General features: G+C 55.8%; 18 protein-coding genes. 9 read left to right on the top strand and 9 right to left on the bottom strand.

Annotated features, from left to right (window positions below; all coding sequences use genetic code 11):
- Nucleotides 1–29: 29 nt before the first annotated feature.
- The 3 genes from proC to ACTIDN_RS04140 all read right to left on the bottom strand — a co-directional run bounded on the left by proC (nucleotide 30) and on the right by ACTIDN_RS04140 (nucleotide 1,730).
- Nucleotides 30–854, bottom strand: coding sequence for a pyrroline-5-carboxylate reductase (gene proC, locus ACTIDN_RS04150; protein ID WP_441376078.1), 825 nt, complete (start codon nucleotides 852–854; stop codon nucleotides 30–32).
- Nucleotides 854–1,354: a YbjN domain-containing protein gene (locus tag ACTIDN_RS04145; protein WP_048838941.1), complete on the bottom strand. Its 501-nt coding sequence runs from the start codon at nucleotides 1,352–1,354 to the stop codon at nucleotides 854–856. Before ACTIDN_RS04145 ends, proC begins: the two co-directional genes overlap by 1 nt.
- An 85-nt stretch (nucleotides 1,355–1,439) precedes the next feature.
- Nucleotides 1,440–1,730, bottom strand: a complete 291-nt coding sequence (locus tag ACTIDN_RS04140) for an accessory factor UbiK family protein (protein WP_048839135.1) — start codon at nucleotides 1,728–1,730, stop codon at nucleotides 1,440–1,442.
- A 290-nt stretch (nucleotides 1,731–2,020) separates the two neighbouring features.
- On the opposite strand from ACTIDN_RS04140, the gene ACTIDN_RS04135 reads away from it, so the two are divergent.
- Together ACTIDN_RS04135 and ACTIDN_RS04130 are read left to right on the top strand one after the other, a co-directional pair.
- On the top strand, nucleotides 2,021–2,197 hold the full coding sequence (locus ACTIDN_RS04135; protein WP_415508440.1) for a hypothetical protein: 177 nt from the start codon (nucleotides 2,021–2,023) through the stop codon (nucleotides 2,195–2,197).
- Nucleotides 2,194–3,102: a DnaJ C-terminal domain-containing protein gene (locus tag ACTIDN_RS04130; protein ID WP_441376077.1), complete on the top strand. Its 909-nt coding sequence runs from the start codon at nucleotides 2,194–2,196 to the stop codon at nucleotides 3,100–3,102. Before ACTIDN_RS04135 ends, ACTIDN_RS04130 begins: the two co-directional genes overlap by 4 nt.
- Before the next feature lie 72 nt (nucleotides 3,103–3,174).
- Here ACTIDN_RS04130 and ACTIDN_RS04125 read toward each other — a convergent pair whose 3' ends face one another.
- Entirely contained in the window at nucleotides 3,175–3,630 is a 456-nt protein-coding gene (locus ACTIDN_RS04125) for a hypothetical protein (protein WP_441376076.1), read from the bottom strand.
- 180 nt (nucleotides 3,631–3,810) lie between these two features.
- On the opposite strand from ACTIDN_RS04125, the gene ACTIDN_RS04120 reads away from it, so the two are divergent.
- Nucleotides 3,811–4,056, top strand: coding sequence for a hypothetical protein (locus tag ACTIDN_RS04120; RefSeq protein WP_415508437.1), 246 nt, complete (start codon nucleotides 3,811–3,813; stop codon nucleotides 4,054–4,056).
- 71 nt (nucleotides 4,057–4,127) lie between these two features.
- Here ACTIDN_RS04120 and ACTIDN_RS04115 read toward each other — a convergent pair whose 3' ends face one another.
- The 5 genes from ACTIDN_RS04115 to ACTIDN_RS04095 all read right to left on the bottom strand — a co-directional run bounded on the left by ACTIDN_RS04115 (nucleotide 4,128) and on the right by ACTIDN_RS04095 (nucleotide 10,504).
- Complete coding sequence (locus ACTIDN_RS04115; protein ID WP_441376075.1) at nucleotides 4,128–4,874, bottom strand: 2OG-Fe dioxygenase family protein; 747 nt, start codon at nucleotides 4,872–4,874, stop codon at nucleotides 4,128–4,130.
- The gene (locus ACTIDN_RS04110) at nucleotides 4,867–7,389 is read right to left on the bottom strand and encodes a mechanosensitive ion channel domain-containing protein (protein ID WP_441376074.1); all 2,523 of its coding nucleotides are present in this window, start codon (nucleotides 7,387–7,389) and stop codon (nucleotides 4,867–4,869) included. The genes ACTIDN_RS04115 and ACTIDN_RS04110 overlap by 8 nt, the downstream gene beginning before the upstream one ends.
- A gap of 151 nt (nucleotides 7,390–7,540) precedes the next feature.
- A complete protein-coding gene (locus tag ACTIDN_RS04105) occupies nucleotides 7,541–8,173 on the bottom strand; it encodes an RDD family protein (protein WP_441376073.1) in 633 nt (210 codons plus the stop codon).
- 58 nt (nucleotides 8,174–8,231) lie between these two features.
- A complete protein-coding gene (gene argJ, locus ACTIDN_RS04100) occupies nucleotides 8,232–9,479 on the bottom strand; it encodes a bifunctional glutamate N-acetyltransferase/amino-acid acetyltransferase ArgJ (protein WP_441376072.1) in 1,248 nt (415 codons plus the stop codon).
- Nucleotides 9,480–9,562: 83 nt separating this feature from the next.
- Nucleotides 9,563–10,504: a peptidylprolyl isomerase gene (locus ACTIDN_RS04095; protein ID WP_415508432.1), complete on the bottom strand. Its 942-nt coding sequence runs from the start codon at nucleotides 10,502–10,504 to the stop codon at nucleotides 9,563–9,565.
- Nucleotides 10,505–10,742: 238 nt separating this feature from the next.
- On the opposite strand from ACTIDN_RS04095, the gene secA reads away from it, so the two are divergent.
- Genes secA through ybgC form a run of 6 tightly spaced genes read left to right on the top strand, consistent with a single transcriptional unit; the run spans nucleotide 10,743 to nucleotide 16,856 of the window.
- Nucleotides 10,743–13,466, top strand: coding sequence for a preprotein translocase subunit SecA (gene secA, locus ACTIDN_RS04090; RefSeq protein WP_441376071.1), 2,724 nt, complete (start codon nucleotides 10,743–10,745; stop codon nucleotides 13,464–13,466).
- 40 nt (nucleotides 13,467–13,506) lie between these two features.
- On the top strand, nucleotides 13,507–14,256 hold the full coding sequence (locus ACTIDN_RS04085; RefSeq protein ID WP_415508430.1) for a YebC/PmpR family DNA-binding transcriptional regulator: 750 nt from the start codon (nucleotides 13,507–13,509) through the stop codon (nucleotides 14,254–14,256).
- A gap of 2 nt (nucleotides 14,257–14,258) precedes the next feature.
- A complete protein-coding gene (gene ruvC, locus ACTIDN_RS04080) occupies nucleotides 14,259–14,765 on the top strand; it encodes a crossover junction endodeoxyribonuclease RuvC (protein ID WP_415508429.1) in 507 nt (168 codons plus the stop codon).
- On the top strand, nucleotides 14,762–15,370 hold the full coding sequence (ruvA, locus tag ACTIDN_RS04075; protein WP_048838930.1) for a Holliday junction branch migration protein RuvA: 609 nt from the start codon (nucleotides 14,762–14,764) through the stop codon (nucleotides 15,368–15,370). The genes ruvC and ruvA overlap by 4 nt, the downstream gene beginning before the upstream one ends.
- Entirely contained in the window at nucleotides 15,367–16,446 is a 1,080-nt protein-coding gene (ruvB, locus tag ACTIDN_RS04070; RefSeq protein ID WP_415508428.1) for a Holliday junction branch migration DNA helicase RuvB, read from the top strand. Before ruvA ends, ruvB begins: the two co-directional genes overlap by 4 nt.
- Nucleotides 16,443–16,856, top strand: a complete 414-nt coding sequence (gene ybgC, locus ACTIDN_RS04065; protein WP_441376070.1) for a tol-pal system-associated acyl-CoA thioesterase — start codon at nucleotides 16,443–16,445, stop codon at nucleotides 16,854–16,856. The genes ruvB and ybgC overlap by 4 nt, the downstream gene beginning before the upstream one ends.
- Nucleotides 16,857–16,938: the final 82 nt, after the last annotated feature.

Genomic DNA, 16,938 nt, shown 5'->3' with positions numbered 1-16,938 from the left:
CCTGCTAGGCGGACAGATAATCAGAGCGATTAGGTGGAGAGTTCTTCAGCGCGCTTTACAGCAGCGGCAATGGCTTTGGGTACTGCAGTGGGCCACGCATCGGGCGCCATCAGCACGTTGAGGGCTGCGGCTGTTGTGCCACCGGGGCTGGTGACTCGGGTCCGTAGCTCTGCGGAATCAAGGTCGGAATCGTTTAGCAAGGCACCTGCTCCGTACACGGTCCGCCGCGCCAGTTTACGGGCGGTTTCTGGTGTCAGACCTTCTGCAATTCCTGCTTTTTCCATCAGTTCAGCTAACAGAAATGCGTAGGCAGGGCCACTGCCTGAAACGGCAGTGACAGCGTTGATCAGGTCTTCGGACTCGACCCAGACTGTTTCCCCAACAGAGCGGAGCAGACGGTCACATTCGTTCTTCTGCGTATCCGTAGCGTGAGGTGGGGCGTAAAGCCCGGTTACACCGGCACCAATAGCGCACGGTGTGTTTGGCATGGCGCGGATGATTGTGGGTGTAACCTCGGATGAGGTTTGCTGATAATGGCGTGCAAGGCTGTCAATCGTGCGGCCAGCCATGACGGACAGGAGCGTTGCAGAGGGGAAGCGTTGTGCCAGTTCAGGCAGAATATCATCAGCCATCTGTGGTTTGACCGCGAGGATAATAACATCTGGTGTGAAGTCCGGAGCAATATCTGCAACCGTTTCGGCCTGCTTGTGCGGATCCGGCAGCGTGATGCTCTGGTGCCGTTCCAGCACAACGGAGGGTTTTAGCCCATGTTTCAGCCAGCCTTCGAACATGGCGCTGCCCATTTTGCCACAGCCAACCAGAAGAACAGAGGGGAGTTGGGAACGTGATGTCATTATGCTTCTCCTGCACAGTCTAACATGGCAGCCGCCAGTGCATCAGCGGGGTTCTGCCCGCCCCAGAGAAAGAACTGGAAAGCCGGGTAGAGGCGTTCACATTCTGTCAGGGCAATATCAATCAGGTCTTCAAAGGCTTCAACGCTCAAGCTTGTGCCTCGTAACAGCAAAGCGTGGCGGAATAATAGCACCCCGTCATCCTGATCCAGACTGAAGTGCCCAACCCAGATCCGTTCATTGGCCATGCCGATCAGCTCATAAAGGGCGCGCTGCTGGGCGGGTGGCGCTTTTAAGTCAAAGGCGCAGGTAAAGTGAATGGCCCCAAGTTCTGATGACCATGAGAAAAACAAGCCGTAGTCGCACCACTTGCCCGGGGCCTCTACAGCCATTTCCGTTGCGGTGCAGCGTTCAAAACTCCAGTCCAGCCCGGCGACAACCTGTTCCATCAGGTCAAGGGGGTTGGCTGTGCTGTTGGTTGGCATGGTGCTTAGTACAGGCATGGCTCACTCTCAGCGCAAGGGGGGATGGGCAGAAGCTGGGCCTGATGGCGAGGGCGTGCCTCGCCATTCCCGGTAGCAGTAAGGCTTAGTGATGCGCGTGGTCGTTCTGGTGCTGTGCGTGGTGCTCAAGGGCTTCCACACGGGCTTCCAGCGCGGCAAGGCGGCGCTCTGCTTCTTCCTGCCCAATACGGGCGCGGGCGGCCAGTTCACGGACCACTTCAAATTCTTCCCGGCGTACAACCTGCAGGCCGGTCAGCACTTCATCCACACGGCTACGCACAATGGCGTTAATTTCTTCACGCAGGCCGGTCAGGGCAGAAAACGCGCCGCCAGCTACACCGGCCAGATCGTCAAAAAAGCGCGGTTTGTCAGCCATTGCTGGTTCTCCACTTTCTGAATGGCTCATGTCTTGTTCAGGAATAAAGCGCATGAGCATGTTTCTCTACCTAACGGCTTATAGTGAGTATGGATGCCAGAGGCTATTGGTTCTTTGGAAATGTCTGCTCCGCTGTGGTCTGAAAAGCCGGAAAACGTGGTGGGGCATGGCGTGTTGTCCATTGACCCGGCGCGGGGCACTTCCCATTATTATTACAAGAAATAGACCAACCTTCGAAGTGGCGCACGGTGGAGCGCCTGCTTTGGATTTGTTAAGGAGAGACTTCCTATATGACCACATTATCGGCAGAGGCGTTCCTGAAACCTCGCCTTGAAGCCCTTGTCGCAGAGGCTGAAAAAGCCGGGTATGCTCAGGATGTTACAATTGCCCTGCTGATTAGCCTTCTGGATACGGAAACATTTGCGCCCGCTCCGCAAGCGGCATCAACGCAGGGAGAGCAGGCATGAGTGTGCGTGATCCCTACGACGTTCTGGGTATTGCCAAAGGTGCAAGTCAGGATGAAATTCGTAAAGCCTATCGGGCAAAAGCCAAAAAATACCACCCTGACCTGAACCCGAATGACAAAACGGCAGAAGAGCAGTTCAAGGCCATCAATCAGGCCAATGATCTGTTGTCTGACACCGAAAAACGGGCGCGTTTTGACCGCGGAGAAATTGATGCTTCCGGGCAGGAACGTCATCCCGGGTTTGGGGGTGCTGGGGGCGGCTTCAATGGTTTTGGCGGCGGTCCCGGTGGAGCGCGTTATGCTGGTGGCCAAGGCGGCTTTTCAGAAGAAGACCTGAGTGACCTGTTTGGCATGTTCTCAGGCGGCGGTGCCCGCGCCCGTCGTGCCGGGCCGTGCAAAGGTGCTGACCGTTCTTATACGCTCAGTGTCAGTTTTCTGGACTCAGTTAACGGCACAACGTCCCGCATTACCTTGCCGGACGGAGCAACGCTGGATGTAAAAATTCCTCCCGGAATTGAGGACGGCCAGACGTTGCGCCTGCGCGGGAAAGGTGAGGCAGGCGCTCAGGGTGGCCCAACAGGGGATGCACTCATTACGGTGACTGTCAAACCGGATGCTACCTACACGCGTCAGGGCACAGACCTGTATGAAATATTGGCTGTTGACCTGAAAACTGCGGTGCTGGGCGGGGCTATTACGGTACCCACCCCGACTGGTGATGTTAAAATGAACGTGCCACCAGGGTCCGATAGCGGGTCTAAACTACGGTTGCGTGGCCGTGGTGTGCAGGCGCATGGAAGCCGCCCGGTGGGCAATTTGTATGTCACCCTGCAAATCAAGATTGGCAAGGCAGATGCAGCACTGGAAGAGTTCCTGAAAAGCTGGACGCCGGAAGGTGTTGCCTGACCACTGTAGAGTGCCGTTGACCAACGCGTAACAGCCGCCCTTCCGAATGGAATGGGCGGCTTTTTTTACGATTCAGTCGTTCCGGTAGAGCGGCAGGTCGAGCTTGTGGTTCTCTTTGCCGCTAATGTGCAACTCAGCACTGTTTTCAGAAACCAGCTTGAAAGTAACGGTCAGATCATCCTGCTTGCCCTGCCAGGATGAACCAGATTGCCGGGAGAGGCTGAAATGGTTCTGACCAACAATTTTCTGCAAGGACTCAGGAAGCGTTACCAAAAGGCGTGCTGCTGGGCCCAGAGCTTTATTGGCAGCTACTGTCACAGGGTCCATCGCCATAATGGCCCATTGCCCTTCAAATGTGGGGACGGGGTATTGCGTGCTGGCTGTGGCCTGTGCGGGGCCAGAATGGGGGGCTGTATCAGCCTGTGATGCCACAGGCATCATGGTGCCAACCGTAGCCATTGCCGCAGCAAGGGAAAGAGCAGACAAGCATTTCATGAAGACAAACTCCTGAACGTGTTTTTCCATCATGTGCCTGTCTTGCTACACAGCGTCTATCCCCATGGTGGTATAGAAGGGTCAGGTTTTTGCCGCAGGCTCCTCTTGACGCACCGAACTTGCATCACCAGATAGGTATGCATTACAAGTCAGCATTGCAAAAAACGGAAGGGCTGTGTCATAATCGGAACAAATTCATCACATGGCGCTTCTTTGCCCGTTCAGAACGAGTCCGCTAACGTGGCGGAGCAGGCAACCTATCACGATGTTGCAATGCAGACCGAAGCTGCCGCACTTCCGGACCCGGTTGTGCCGCTGACGGCAGAGCCGTTGCCTACTGCCCCAGAGCATGAACAGGATGTGAGTATGAAAGAAGTGGCCCAGATGGTTGGTGCAATGGTGTTTGTTTTTGGGTTTGCCGCACTGGGGCTTCATGCTGTTTTTTATGCCGGGTACTGAGCGAGCATAAAAACTGATATTTTTTTGATAAGATGAACGCGGGGAGAGGTAAGCCTTCTCCCCGCGTTTTTTTATTCGTGCCGGAGGGTCACCACCAGCACATCCCTATGGGCAGGGAGCGTAGGGTCCATGGGGGTTACAGGCGTTACGCCGTGATAGACGCGGCTGTCATTGACGAATGCCGTGTCCATAGGCTGTGCCAGCGTAAAGCTACCAACGAGTGTGCGATTAAGGTCATGGATGGTGGTTTCACCGCTCGCAATATTTTCGCGGTCCACCATCACAACACATACCCAGTCCACACCGTCCCGGTGCAGGCCTTCCGGTGTGGGTTGGCCAGCGGCGTCCGGACTTGGTTCAATACGGAACTGATGAATTTCCGCGTGCCATGCCTGCGGGCGCTGTGCTTCAGGCGTCAGATCGGTTGCCATACGGTTCATCAGGCGCAGAACAGCCAGAAGGGCCGGGTGAGAGCCAATATCGGGGGCAACGGGTTTGAACCACCGCTCAATGCCACCATTCAGCGTGTTGTAGTCCCGGCTCTGATAATGCGGCTGGTGTGGTTTGCGCGCAACCTGCTGGTCCGTCAGGGAGAACGTGGCATAGCGGCGGCGGCGGTAACGGCCCCCATCCGCCATGAAACGGTCAACACCTAGATGGTTCCAGCTTTCCGCAAACTCGTCCCATCGTTCCAGGCCATAAGCGTCCAGCAGGGGACGCATGGCCTGTGCGGGCTCATAGGCAAACCCCTGCTCGGTCAGTGGTTTTTCAAGGTCTGCCAGGCGCTGTGTGGTGTAGGAATCCAAGGAATCAGCCATGAGATGGACCTTTGGCCGGGCCTGTGTGACCGGAATGGGTGGGGGATGGCGGTGTTGCCTCTGAGCCGGCTTCTACTTCCGGAGGTGCGGAAGAGAGGGGTTGGGCAGTGGCTGGCTGAGGCATCATAACATCTGGCATGGCGTCCAGCGCAAAATGCATGGCATTGCCCGGTGGTGTGGTGGAGTAAGAGGTTGGCGTATAGAATTTGACGCCTTCTTTCACCAGACGATGGGCAAGGCGGCGGTAAAATTCGCGCTGAACCTTCCATTTCATCATGGGAGCGGTACGGATTGCCCCGACCATGACAGCGCCATTCCCGTCGCTGCTATCAACGCCCAGATCTGTATAGTCAGAATAGATCATGTGCTTGAACGCATCTTCTGTCCGCAATTCTTTCACCACACCTTCCATGATGCTGGCAACGCGGCTTGTATCTTCGCTCAGATCGAGCGTCTGACGCACAATAATCTGGTTGAAGCCCTTGCCGGTATTGGCAATGGAGGTCACGGATGAGAACGGAATAATGTGCAGGTCACCGTCAATCGAGCGCACACGCAAGGTACGGATGGACAGATGCTCCACCGTGCCAGAGACACCACTGGTCGTAACCCAGTCCCCTACCTGAATGGCATCTTCTGCCAGCATGAAGAAGCCGGTGATCACGTCTTTCCACAAGCTTTGGGAGCCGAAGGACAGGCCCACACCAAGAATACCGGCACCGGTTAACAGCGGAGTGACGTTAATACCAATCTGCGAAAGGGTGGTGACGGCGACTATGATTACGATAATGACCAACAGAACAGTGCGGATGATGGGCAGAATGGTCCGCAGACGGGTGGCGCGGGCCGCCTGAGCGGATGACGTGTAACGGTCGATCTGTTTGTTAAGTGCACCGTTAATGACCTCCCACGCGACAGAGGCGATGGCGAGGCCAATGGTCAGGATAAGTGCGGCGCTGACAATCCGCTCACCCAGAGGGTTTTTGGTAAAGAAGTAAAAAGTCGGCAGGCTCCAGCTTTGTGCGATGCAGACGGCGGTTATGAACACGATAAAAATAGTCAGGATGCGGCGTACGGCCGGATAGTAAAAATCTGCCCGTTTTTGCAGGCCCGGATACTCAGCCTCTACCGCGTCCGACACGCGGAACAAATGGTCCTGCAAGCCATAGAGCAGGACAGCGATAAGCCGTGAGACGACTAGGCAGACCAGTGTCAGAATAGTGCCGTGCAGGATCCACTGGTAACCACCCTTGAGGTGGGCTGCCCAGACAAACCACAAGGCAATGTCCAGAAACAGCACAGGAATCCACCAGAAGCGCGCCATTGTGCCAACAAAGGCCCAGAAAGCATGAGCGCGGAGGGCTGCGGAGGGCTGAAGGGCGCGCGCTACAATATGGCGCAGACGCCAGATGAAGGCCGCTATAATCAGATGCTGGACCAGAATAACGGCGCGCAGCATGGCCTCTGTCCCGCGAGGAGCAAGGTTGAATTCACTCCCCAACGTGGACAGACACACGATAAGCGAGGGCGCGGCCACTAGAACGTTCCACCAGCGCGTGAGCATACGTGCCGTTGGGTCAGCCGCAGGAACAAGCCGAATGGCGGGAGAGCGGGGGGCAAGTGCCGTTTCAACCAGAAGATACAGGCCACGGGCAATAATATAGGCATTGGTGAGGGTGAGTGTGACTGTACGGGCCTGTGGCGTTTTGGTCAGGAACTCCGCGCCCAGATAGCCAAGAACGAATACGGTTACCACAGGCAGCAATTTCAGAAGAAAGTGCATTATATTGTAGGGCACACGCACCAGATAATACATGACCTGATTGCGGCGGCGCTGGTCGTTGGCGCGTGTCTCGGTATTGTCCGTATCGGGGGTGGATGTGGCTGCTGCAACTGTTTCCACAGCTTCAGCCGCTTGACGCTTACGTTCGCGGGTTTCAGCTAAGGCCGTGACATGGGTAAGCGGTTTCTTGAGAAACAGGCTGGCAGCACGCTCTATGACCAAGGCAAAGCCAAGAATAAGGAACGCGCGGCTAAACGCATCAATCAACGTTTTGCGTGTATCCGGATTGCTGATTTGCGTATGGAACCATGACCCCACAAAGCCCAGGTCTTTAAAAAGGCTGGCGAAGTTCGTCACATAATGGTGGGCGGTATCAGAAAGCCCATCAAGTTCTGTATGGATGTCGCTATCCACTACTTCCGGGGTGGCACTGGCTGCTTTGGGTGGGGCTGCTGCGGGCAAACCCTTTGCCATAAGGGAGAGGGTGTTAGTAAAATCTGCCCGCTTTTTGGGATCATTGAGAACACTTAAAAGCTGCTGGGCATCCTGCTGACTTAAAGCAGGGGCTGCTGCTGTTGGGTTTGCGGCGGTTTCTGCACATGCGCTACCGGGTAGTGCTGTAAAAGCCCCCCCCATAAGCATGACCATAAATAACAAGGAAAGAAATGCCCGTTTACCAAAGTGTGCGAGCGGGTGTTTGGGCAAAACCCTGTCCTGGCTATCTGCCGCCATGGTGTGCCGTATCCTTTTTGTAACGCAATAAGAGTGAACAAAGGCGTTAAAACGCCATGTCTTTGCGTGCAAGCGTAGGGGGCAAATTCGGCGGTATCAAGGCCCGGTCTTGCGACCGGGGTGGAGACAGTGGGTCTATGGAGGCTGCCGCTTAGCGCCTGAACGTGACCGTCTGGTTCTTTTCAGCGCGCACGACCAAGGTGTTGGTCAACAGGTCATGGAGTGCCTGTTTATGCTGGGTGAAGGCAATAATGATCACCCCGATATAGAGAAACGGGAACGAGATAAAAGCCTTGATGGCAAACCGTGCAGCAGCCCGGCCAAGAGACAGGCGCTCACCTTGCGTCGTCACAACTTCCAGATTGCACAGACGTTTGCCCGGCGTTGCGCGATACACGGATGATTCAAACAGAATAAAGTACAGCGCAGGCACCAGCGCCAGAAGCAGGCTCGGGCCATGCCAATTACCGGCATGAATATGGGGAATAAGTACGGAAATGGTATCTGGTTGGAAGTTGGCAATATCGACCACGTCCATGGTCTGGCCAGAAGCATCTGGAATGGGGGTTTCTTCCCAATCTACCCGAAAAGTGGGGAGAAGGAAAAACGCCAGAACGCCATTAAAAATACTGAGAATGATCGAATCGATCACGAACGCCCAGAGCCGCCACCAGAACCCGGCATAAACCCAGACAGGCTGATTAAAGCCGTTTTGAGTGCTTTGGGAAAAGCCACCCTGCGGTGTAGCCGGGCCGCCCCAGCCGGGGGGAAGGGGAGTAGACATAAGCGTATTTCCTTACCGTACCGGTTTCTGGAGCAGGTATTCAGCCTGTGTGATGAGATTAACTGCGATAGGACCCATTGATGTCAATATAACCGTGGGTGAGGTCACAGCTCCATATCTGTGCTGTGCCGGAACCAAGGCCTAGGTCAACGGCAATATCAATTTCCTGCCCCTTCATGTGGGCGACAACGGGGGTTTCATCATACCCCGTTACTACTGTGCCATTGCGCGCAATACACACGCTGCCAATGGACACGGACAGGGTATCACGGTCAGCAGGTTCACCGCATTTGCCAACAGCCATGACAACCCGGCCCCAGTTGGCATCTTCCCCAGCAATAGCCGTTTTGACCAGCGGAGAATTGCCGATGGCCATGGCGACCTTGTGCGCGGAGTCGTTGGACACAGCTCCGGAAACCTGAATGCTCATCAGTTTGGTGGCGCCCTCGCCATCGCGGATGACCAGAAGGGCCAGTTCACGCAGCACCGCGTGCAGGGCGGCACGGAAAGCACCCAGAGCAGGATCGGTCAGGGCATCACAGTCTGCGGCCACGGTGGGGTTCTGTGCGGCCCCTGTCGCAAACAGCAGCAGCATGTCTGAGGTTGAGGTATCAGAATCAACCGTAATACAATTAAAGGTTGTTTTGGTCTGGTCTGACAGCAGGTTTTGCAGCACAGGGGCTGGCAGGGCAGCATCTGTTGCAACAAATGCCAGCATCGTGGCCATATCCGGAGCAACCATACCGCTCCCTTTGGCAATACCCTGAATGGTTACAGTTGTACCGTTCAGGGTTGCTGTACGAATGGCAGCCTTAGGGAAGGTATCCGTGGTCATGATGCCACGGGCAGCGGCTTCCCAACCTGTTTCACTCAGAGAGTCATGCAGGGCGGGGAGGGCGGCTGTCAGCCGTTCATGCGGCAGAATTTCACCAATAACGCCTGTGGAAGCGAGATAGACAGTGTTCAGAGGGCAGTCTGCCAGTTTGGCAGCAGCTTCTGCCGTGGCCTGACAGGTCTGATGCCCGGCGCGGCCCGTAAACACGTTGGCGTTGCCAGCATTGACAACCAATGCGCCGGCCTGCCCATGCGGCAGTGCTGCGCGACACCAGTCAACAGGCGCGCCGGGGCATTTTGATTGAGTAAAAACACCCGCAACAGTTGTGCTGGGCGCAAATTCGGCAAGGACGAGGTCTGTCCGGCCTTTGTAGCGAATGCCAGCTTCAGCCGCGCCAAGGCGCACCCCACGAATAACACCAAGCTCAGGCAACGGCCGGGCAAGAGGAGAGACGGGAAGAGCGTGCGCCATAACGCAATGTCCTTAAAGCGGCAGACCCGCCATGCAGAACATGGCGGGCTGAGAAGAAGACAAAAAAGAAAAGAGAAGAAAACTTATTTTTTGGCGGGTGCCGTTGGTGCACCAGCTGCTGGTGCGTCTGGCAGCTGTTTGCCGGTGGTGGGGTCAAAGCGCACAATTTTGACAGTGCTCGTGGCTTTGCCAACGGCTTCACGCACATATTTCTGGATGAGGGCCTGACGGATCTTGTCCTTCACGCTGTCCAGAGACGGAATGGGGTCGGTCCGGGTGTCCAGCACCTGAATGACATGGAAGCCGTACTGGCTTTTCACAGGAGCGCTGCTGACTTCACCCTTCTTCATGCCAAAAGCGGCAGTGGAGAAAGCCGGGATCATGTCATCTTTCTTGAACCAACCCAGATCGCCGCCATTCTGTTTGGCGCTCCCGGTGTCGGTAGAGACTTCAGCTGCCAGTTTGGCGAAGTCAGCACCAGCTTTCAGCTTTTTGATGACATCGTTGGCTTCGGCTTCGGTTTTGACCAGAATATGGCGTGCATGCACTTCCTGCTCTGGTGGCTTGCCAGCATAGTTTTCCTGATAATACTGCTGGATGGCAGCATCGGTCAGCTGCGGCGTGACCTGCTTGGACAGCCAGGCATTCTGCAGCGCGTTGACAGAGGCAGCTTCCATCATTTTCTTGACGTCAGCCGTCTTGTCCAGACCTTCCTTGCGGGCAACGATCTGAATGGCTTTCTGGTCAGCCAACTGATTAATCAGCATCGGGAAGATCATGTTGGGTGGCAGCTGGCGCATCTGTGGCGGCAGGTTTGCCAGAGCGTCCTGTGCATCAGCAACAGTGATTTTTTCACCATTGACGGTTGCTACAACCGTGTTCGGGTCAACTGGCTTTTCTGGTGCTGCGGCCGGGGCCGGAGCTGCCGCAGGCGCAGCAGGTGCTGCGAAAGAGCTGATAGAAAGAGCTGTAGAAGCAAGCAGGGCCGTTGCAGCAACTGCAAAGGCCTGTTTGGTAAACCGCATGAGGATAAACCTTCAGCAAGGATAAAAACAGTAACTCCATCTATGAAGGAGGCTCCCGAGCCCTGCAAGCCCTCTTGGGGGTCTGTTCAATAAGAAACAGGGCTGCTTGGTTGACCGCAGGCGGCCCCGGTCCTATTTTGCACCCAAGCCACACCATGCTGATACCCCGTCCGATTTCTGCCGGTCTGGTTCCGGGGGGAATGCGGTATGGGCCGCGCATTGTTCTGGAAAGGTTTTCATGCTCGCAAGCTTCGTCCGCGCCCTGTTCGGCACCGCCAATGACCGGACGCTCAAGATGTTCCAGCGCCGCGTGCCGGAAATCAACGCCCTTGAACCTCAGATGCAGGCGCTGGACGACGCTGCTCTGGCCGCCAAAACCGTAGAATTCCGGGGAAGGTTGGCGCAAGGCCAGACCCTTGACCAGATTTTACCAGAAGCATTTGCCGTAGCGCGTGAGGCCTCCCGCCGTGTGTTGGGAATGCGCCATTTTGATGTGCAGCTTATTGGCGGCATGGTGATGCACGCTGGCCGTATTGCAGAAATGCGGACCGGTGAGGGCAAAACGCTGGTGGCAACGCTGGCTGTGTATTTGAGCGCTCTTGCTGGCAAGGGTGTGCATGTTGTGACAGTTAACGACTATCTTGCCGCGCGTGACGCGGGTGAGATGAGCAAACTGTACGCGTTTCTGGGGCTGAGCACCGGCGTTATTGTGCCAAACATGCCAGATGACGCCCGGCGCGAAGCTTATGCGGCTGATATTACTTACGGCACCAATAACGAATTTGGCTTCGACTACCTGCGCGATAACATGAAATATCGCCTTGAAGAGATGGTGCAGCGCCCCTTCTACCACGCCATTGTGGACGAAGTGGACTCCATCCTGATTGACGAAGCCCGGACCCCGCTGATTATTTCTGGCCCCGCGGAAGACAGTTCAGACCTGTACCGGGCGGTGGACGAAGTAGTGGCCCAACTGGTGCAGGATCCGGCTACTTACGAGAAAGACGAAAAATTCCGCAGTGTTGTTCTGACTGACGCGGGGTCTGACACTGTTGAGACCATGTTGCGTGACGCTGGCGTGCTTGATGATGGCGGGCTTTATGACCTGAACCATGTAGCCGTTGTGCATCACGTACAGCAGTCTGTACGGGCCCACACCCTCTTCTCCCGGGATGTGGACTACATTGTACGGGGCGGTAAAGTGATCATCATTGATGAATTCACTGGCCGTATGATGGAAGGCCGCCGCTATTCAGATGGCCTGCATCAGGCGCTGGAAGCAAAAGAGCATGTGGAGGTCCAGCAGGAAAACCAGACTCTGGCTTCCATTACCTTCCAGAATTTCTTCCGCCTCTATCCCAAGCTGTCCGGTATGACCGGCACGGCCATGACTGAGGCCGATGAGTTTGCGGAAATTTACAAGCTGGATGTGGTGGAAATTCCCACCAACCGTCCGATTGCCCGCAAAGACGAAGATGACGAAATTTACCTGACGGAAGCAGAGAAATTTGCAGCCGTCGTGCGCCTTATCAAGGATGTGCACACACGTAACCAGCCTATTCTGGTTGGCACAACATCCATTGAAAAAAGTGAGGCCCTGTCCGAACTTCTCAATCAGGAAGGTGTGCCCCACAACGTGCTCAATGCGCGTTTCCATGAAATGGAAGCCAAAATTGTAGCGCAGGCAGGTGCTCCGGGCGCTATTACCATTGCCACCAACATGGCTGGCCGTGGGACGGACATCAAACTGGGTGGCAACACGGATATGCTGATTGCCCAGCAGACCGAAGGTGTTGAAGACCCAGCAGAATACGCTGCTATCGAGCAGGGGATTCGGGAACGCGTAGCCCGTGACCATGAGATTGTGAAGCAGTCTGGCGGTCTGTACGTTATTGGTACGGAACGGCATGAAAGCCGCCGCATTGATAACCAGCTTCGCGGCCGCGCTGGGCGTCAGGGTGACCCTGGTAATTCCCGCTTCTTTATCTCCCTGCAAGATGACCTGATGCGTATTTTCGGGTCTGACCGCATGAGCTCCATGTTCCAGAAAATGGGCATGAAAGACGGCGAGGCCATTGTTCACCCGTGGCTGAGCAAGGCGCTGGAACGCGCCCAGAAAAAAGTTGAAGCCCGTAACTTCGACATGCGCAAAAACACGCTGAAATATGACGATGTCATGAACGATCAGCGTAAGGAGGTCTATGCCCAACGCCGTGAATACATGGCGATGGAAGATGTCTCCTCCATTGTTGGCGAAGCGATGGATGATGTGGTTGATAGCATGGTTGCGCGCCACATTCCTGAAAAATCCTTTGCAGAACAATGGGATGTTCAGGGTCTGACAGAGGCCGTGCATAAAACTCTGGCGCTGGAGCTCCCTATTGCGGAGTGGGCGCAGGAAGATGGCATGGATGCCGAGCAGGTTGCTCACCGTATTGGTGAGGCCGCTACGCAGGCGCAGGCCGCTCGGGCAGCCAATATTGGCCCAGATCTGATGCGTTTTATTGAGAAACAGGTGCTCATGACCACCTATGATGCGGTTTGGAAAGAGCACCTGCATGTTCTTGACCAACTGCGTCAGGGTATTGGTTTGCGGGCCTATGGTCAGAAAGACCCTCTGAACGAGTACAAGCATGAAGCCTTCCAGCTCTTTACGCTGATGCTGGAGGAAATGCGTGAGCGCGTAGTGACATTGGTTGCCCGAGTTGAGGTTGCTCCTCCGGGTACGGTTAATCCGTTTGAAGACACGGCAGAAATTCATGCCAACCCTGAAATTCCGGGCTTTCAGTCCGAACCGGGGCCGGGGCTTTCTCCGGGAGCAGACCCGGCAATGGCAACACCTATTGGTGGCAGCGCCATTATGCCGGATGACCCGTCCAGCTGGGGCGAAACGCCACGGAATGCGGCATGTCCCTGCGGCTCGGGTTTAAAATACAAGCATTGTCACGGCCGTCTGGTTTAACCAGATACGGACTGTATGAAGAGGCAGTAGGTAGAGAAACATGGCGGGTCATTCCCAATTTAAGAACATTATGCACCGTAAAGGTGCACAGGATGCCAAACGGGCTAAACAGTTTGCTAAGGTTATTCGTGAATTGACCGTGGCTGCCCGCTCTGGCCTGCCTGACCCCTCATCCAACCCGCGTTTGCGTGCGGCTATTGTTGCAGCGCGTGAAGTCAACATGCCGAAAGACAATGTTGACCGTGCCATCAAGAAAGCAACCGGCACTGCCGGTGGCGAAGACTATGTGGAAGTACGCTACGAAGGGTACGGCCCGGCAGGCGTTGCTGTTATTGTTGAAGGCCTGACCGACAACCGCAACCGCACGGCATCTGATGTGCGGGCAGCTTTCTCCAAATACGGTGGGTCCATGGGGGAAACCAATTCGGTCTCTTTCATGTTCCGTCGTCTGGGGGTTATTACCTACCCGGCTTCTGTTGCGTCCGAAGATGATATGCTGGAAGCGGCTATTGAAGCTGGCGCAGAAAATGTTGTGTCCAATGGCACCACGCACGAGATTACGTGTGAAGTAGAATCCTTCTTTGCTGTGCGGGATTCTCTGGAGCCAAAGTTTGGTGAACCAGAAAGCGCCAAGCTGGACTGGCGTCCGGAAAACACTGTGATGCTGGATGAAGACAAGGCGACCAGCGTGTTCAAGCTGCTGGACGTTCTGGAAGACAATGATGACGTGCAGAACGTGTACGCCAACTTTGACCTGCCGGACGATCTGGCCGAAAAGCTGTCTTCCTGAGAGTGGTACGCCTGCTCGGCATTGACCCCGGCCTGCGGTTTACAGGCTGGGGTGTGATTGATGTTGAGGGCAACCGCCTGCGGCACGTTGAAAACGGCGTTATTGCGACAAATAGCGCAGACAGCGTGCCTGAGCGCCTGAAGGTGCTTCATGATAATCTCATGATCCTGATTGACCGTCTGGCTCCCGCTGAGGCTGCGGTTGAAGAAACTTACGTTAATCGTAATGGCTCGGCCACGCTCAAGCTGGGTTATGCGCGTGGCGTGGCATTGCTGGCCCCCGCTTTGGCGGGGTTGAGCGTTGCGGAATATGGAGCGCTTTCCGTCAAAAAATCCGTAGTGGGCACTGGCTCTGCTGATAAAGATCAGGTTGCCATGATGGTTCATAGGCTTTTGCCGGGCGTGAAGGTGGCGCGGGCTGATGCGTCAGACGCTTTGGCCGTTGCCATTTGCCATGCTCACCATAGAGCTAGCGCACAGCATATAGCCGCCGGAGTAAGAATGGCATGATAGCGTTTTTATGCGGCTTAATTATTCAGGTTGATACCGGCTCCTGCGTGGTGGATGTCAACGGTGTTGGGTACCTGGTGGCAGCGTCTACCCGCACTTTGGCAACCTTGCCTCATCCGCCGGAAAAAGCACGTATTCTTATAGAAACAGTTGTGCGTGAGGATGCCATCCTTCTGTATGGGTTTGTTGAAAGCGCGGAACGTGAGTGGTTCCGGCTTTTGACCAGCGTTCAGGGGGTGGGGGCCAAAGTGGCGTTGGGGATCTTGTCCACACTTTCACCCGGTGAACTGGTGGCTGCCCTGAGTACGGCAGATAAAGCCAGCCTGACCCGTGCTCCGGGTGTGGGGAGCCGTTTGGCCGAGCGTATTTTGACCGAACTGCGAGACAAGGCTGGAAAAATGCCCGGTGGCGGTGGCGGCATTATTATTCCGGCTGGCGCAACACCCGATGGCGGGATTGAGGCAGACGCCTTAATGGCTCTGGCTGGACTGGGCTTCAAACGCTCGGAGGCCGTGCCTGTTGTACGCCGTTTGCTGACCGACCGCGGGGCAGAGGCAACATTGGACACGATTCTGCGTGATGCCTTGAAAGAGCTGGCCCGATGAGTGGTGCAGACTTTACCCCCGACCGCGAAATTGATGCTGCCCGTCGTGAGGATGATACTGGCGAGGCAACGCTACGGCCGCAAACACTGGCTGATTTTACAGGGCAGAAAGCCAGCCGGGAAAATCTGTCTGTCTTTATTGCAGCCGCGCGGCAGCGGGGCGAGGCACTGGACCATGTGTTGCTGCATGGCCCGCCGGGCCTTGGGAAAACAACGCTCGCGCAAATTGTTTCACGTGAATTGGGGGTGGGGTTCCGGGCTACATCCGGCCCCGTCATCCAGCGCGCGGGGGATTTGGCAGCCATTCTGACCAACCTTCAGCCGCGTGATGTGCTGTTTATTGACGAGATTCATCGCCTTCAGCCCGCGATTGAAGAAATTCTCTATCCGGCCATGGAGGATTTCCAGCTCGATCTGATTATTGGGGAAGGCCCCGCTGCGCGCTCGGTGCGGATTGACCTTCCACCGTTCACGCTTGTGGCGGCAACAACCCGCGCAGGCCTGTTGGCCACGCCGCTGCGGGACCGTTTCGGTATTCCCCTTCGGCTGGTGTTTTATACGCCCGATGAATTGCAGCTGATTGTCTCCCGTGGTGCGGACAAGCTGGGTTTTGCTCTGAGCCGTGAGGGCGCGCAGGAAATTGCCCGCCGCTCACGCGGGACACCGCGTATTGCAGGCCGACTGCTACGCCGTGTGCGGGATTTTGCCGCCGTGACCATACCGGGGAATGCCCCGGTCAGCCGTGAAGTGGCTGATGCCGCCCTTAGCAGGCTGGAGGTGGACGAGTTAGGGCTGGATGCCATGGACCGCAGGTATCTGCGCCGTATTGCGGAGTATCACCATGGTGGCCCGGTGGGCGTGGAAACCCTCGCCGCTGCTCTGGCAGAAGCCCGTGATACTTTGGAAGATGTGATTGAACCGTATCTGATTCAGGAAGGGCTCATCATGCGCACAAGTCGTGGGCGTATGCTTGGAGAGCGGGGCTGGAGGCATCTGGGCCTGACACCACCCGCCAGACCGGATGAGCCACGGTCAGCCCAAATGGACCTTCTGCCAGAAGATGAGGGGGATGAATGACCCAACACGCGATCGATTTCCGTATTTACTACGAGGATACAGACGCAGGTGGCATAGTGTACCATGCCCGGTATCTGGCTTTTGCGGAGCGCGCCCGGACGGAGGCCATACGCAGCCTGGGTATGCCCGCAGCCAGCCTTTTGGCGGATTACGGTCTGGTTTTTGTGGTGCGTGATGCCAGTATCAACTACCGCGTTCCCCTAAAGCTTGATGATGTGACAACCGTAACAACCCGATTGCTGGACCAGAAAGCCGCCAGCTGCCGGCTGGAGCAGGTTTTCACCCGGAATGGAGAATTTTGTACGCGGGTGGATGTTGTTCTGGCGTGTGTAAAAGCAGAAGATGGACGGCCTGCCCGATTTCCGCCGTTATGGCGTGATCTTTTACGCAAACTCGCAGTGGAGGAGTAACACGCCCTCTTCTGCTTTTGCTTGGAAGACAGTAAATACAGGGCAATTGGGTTTTAACAAAAAATTCCCGAGTCGGAGACTG

Source organism: Acetobacter sp., assembly GCF_052102375.1.
In the GTDB taxonomy this organism is placed as follows: Bacteria; Pseudomonadota; Alphaproteobacteria; order Acetobacterales; family Acetobacteraceae; genus Acetobacter.
The sequence above is the reverse complement of the archived record's forward strand: the minus strand, read 5'-3'. Positions and strand labels throughout refer to the sequence as shown.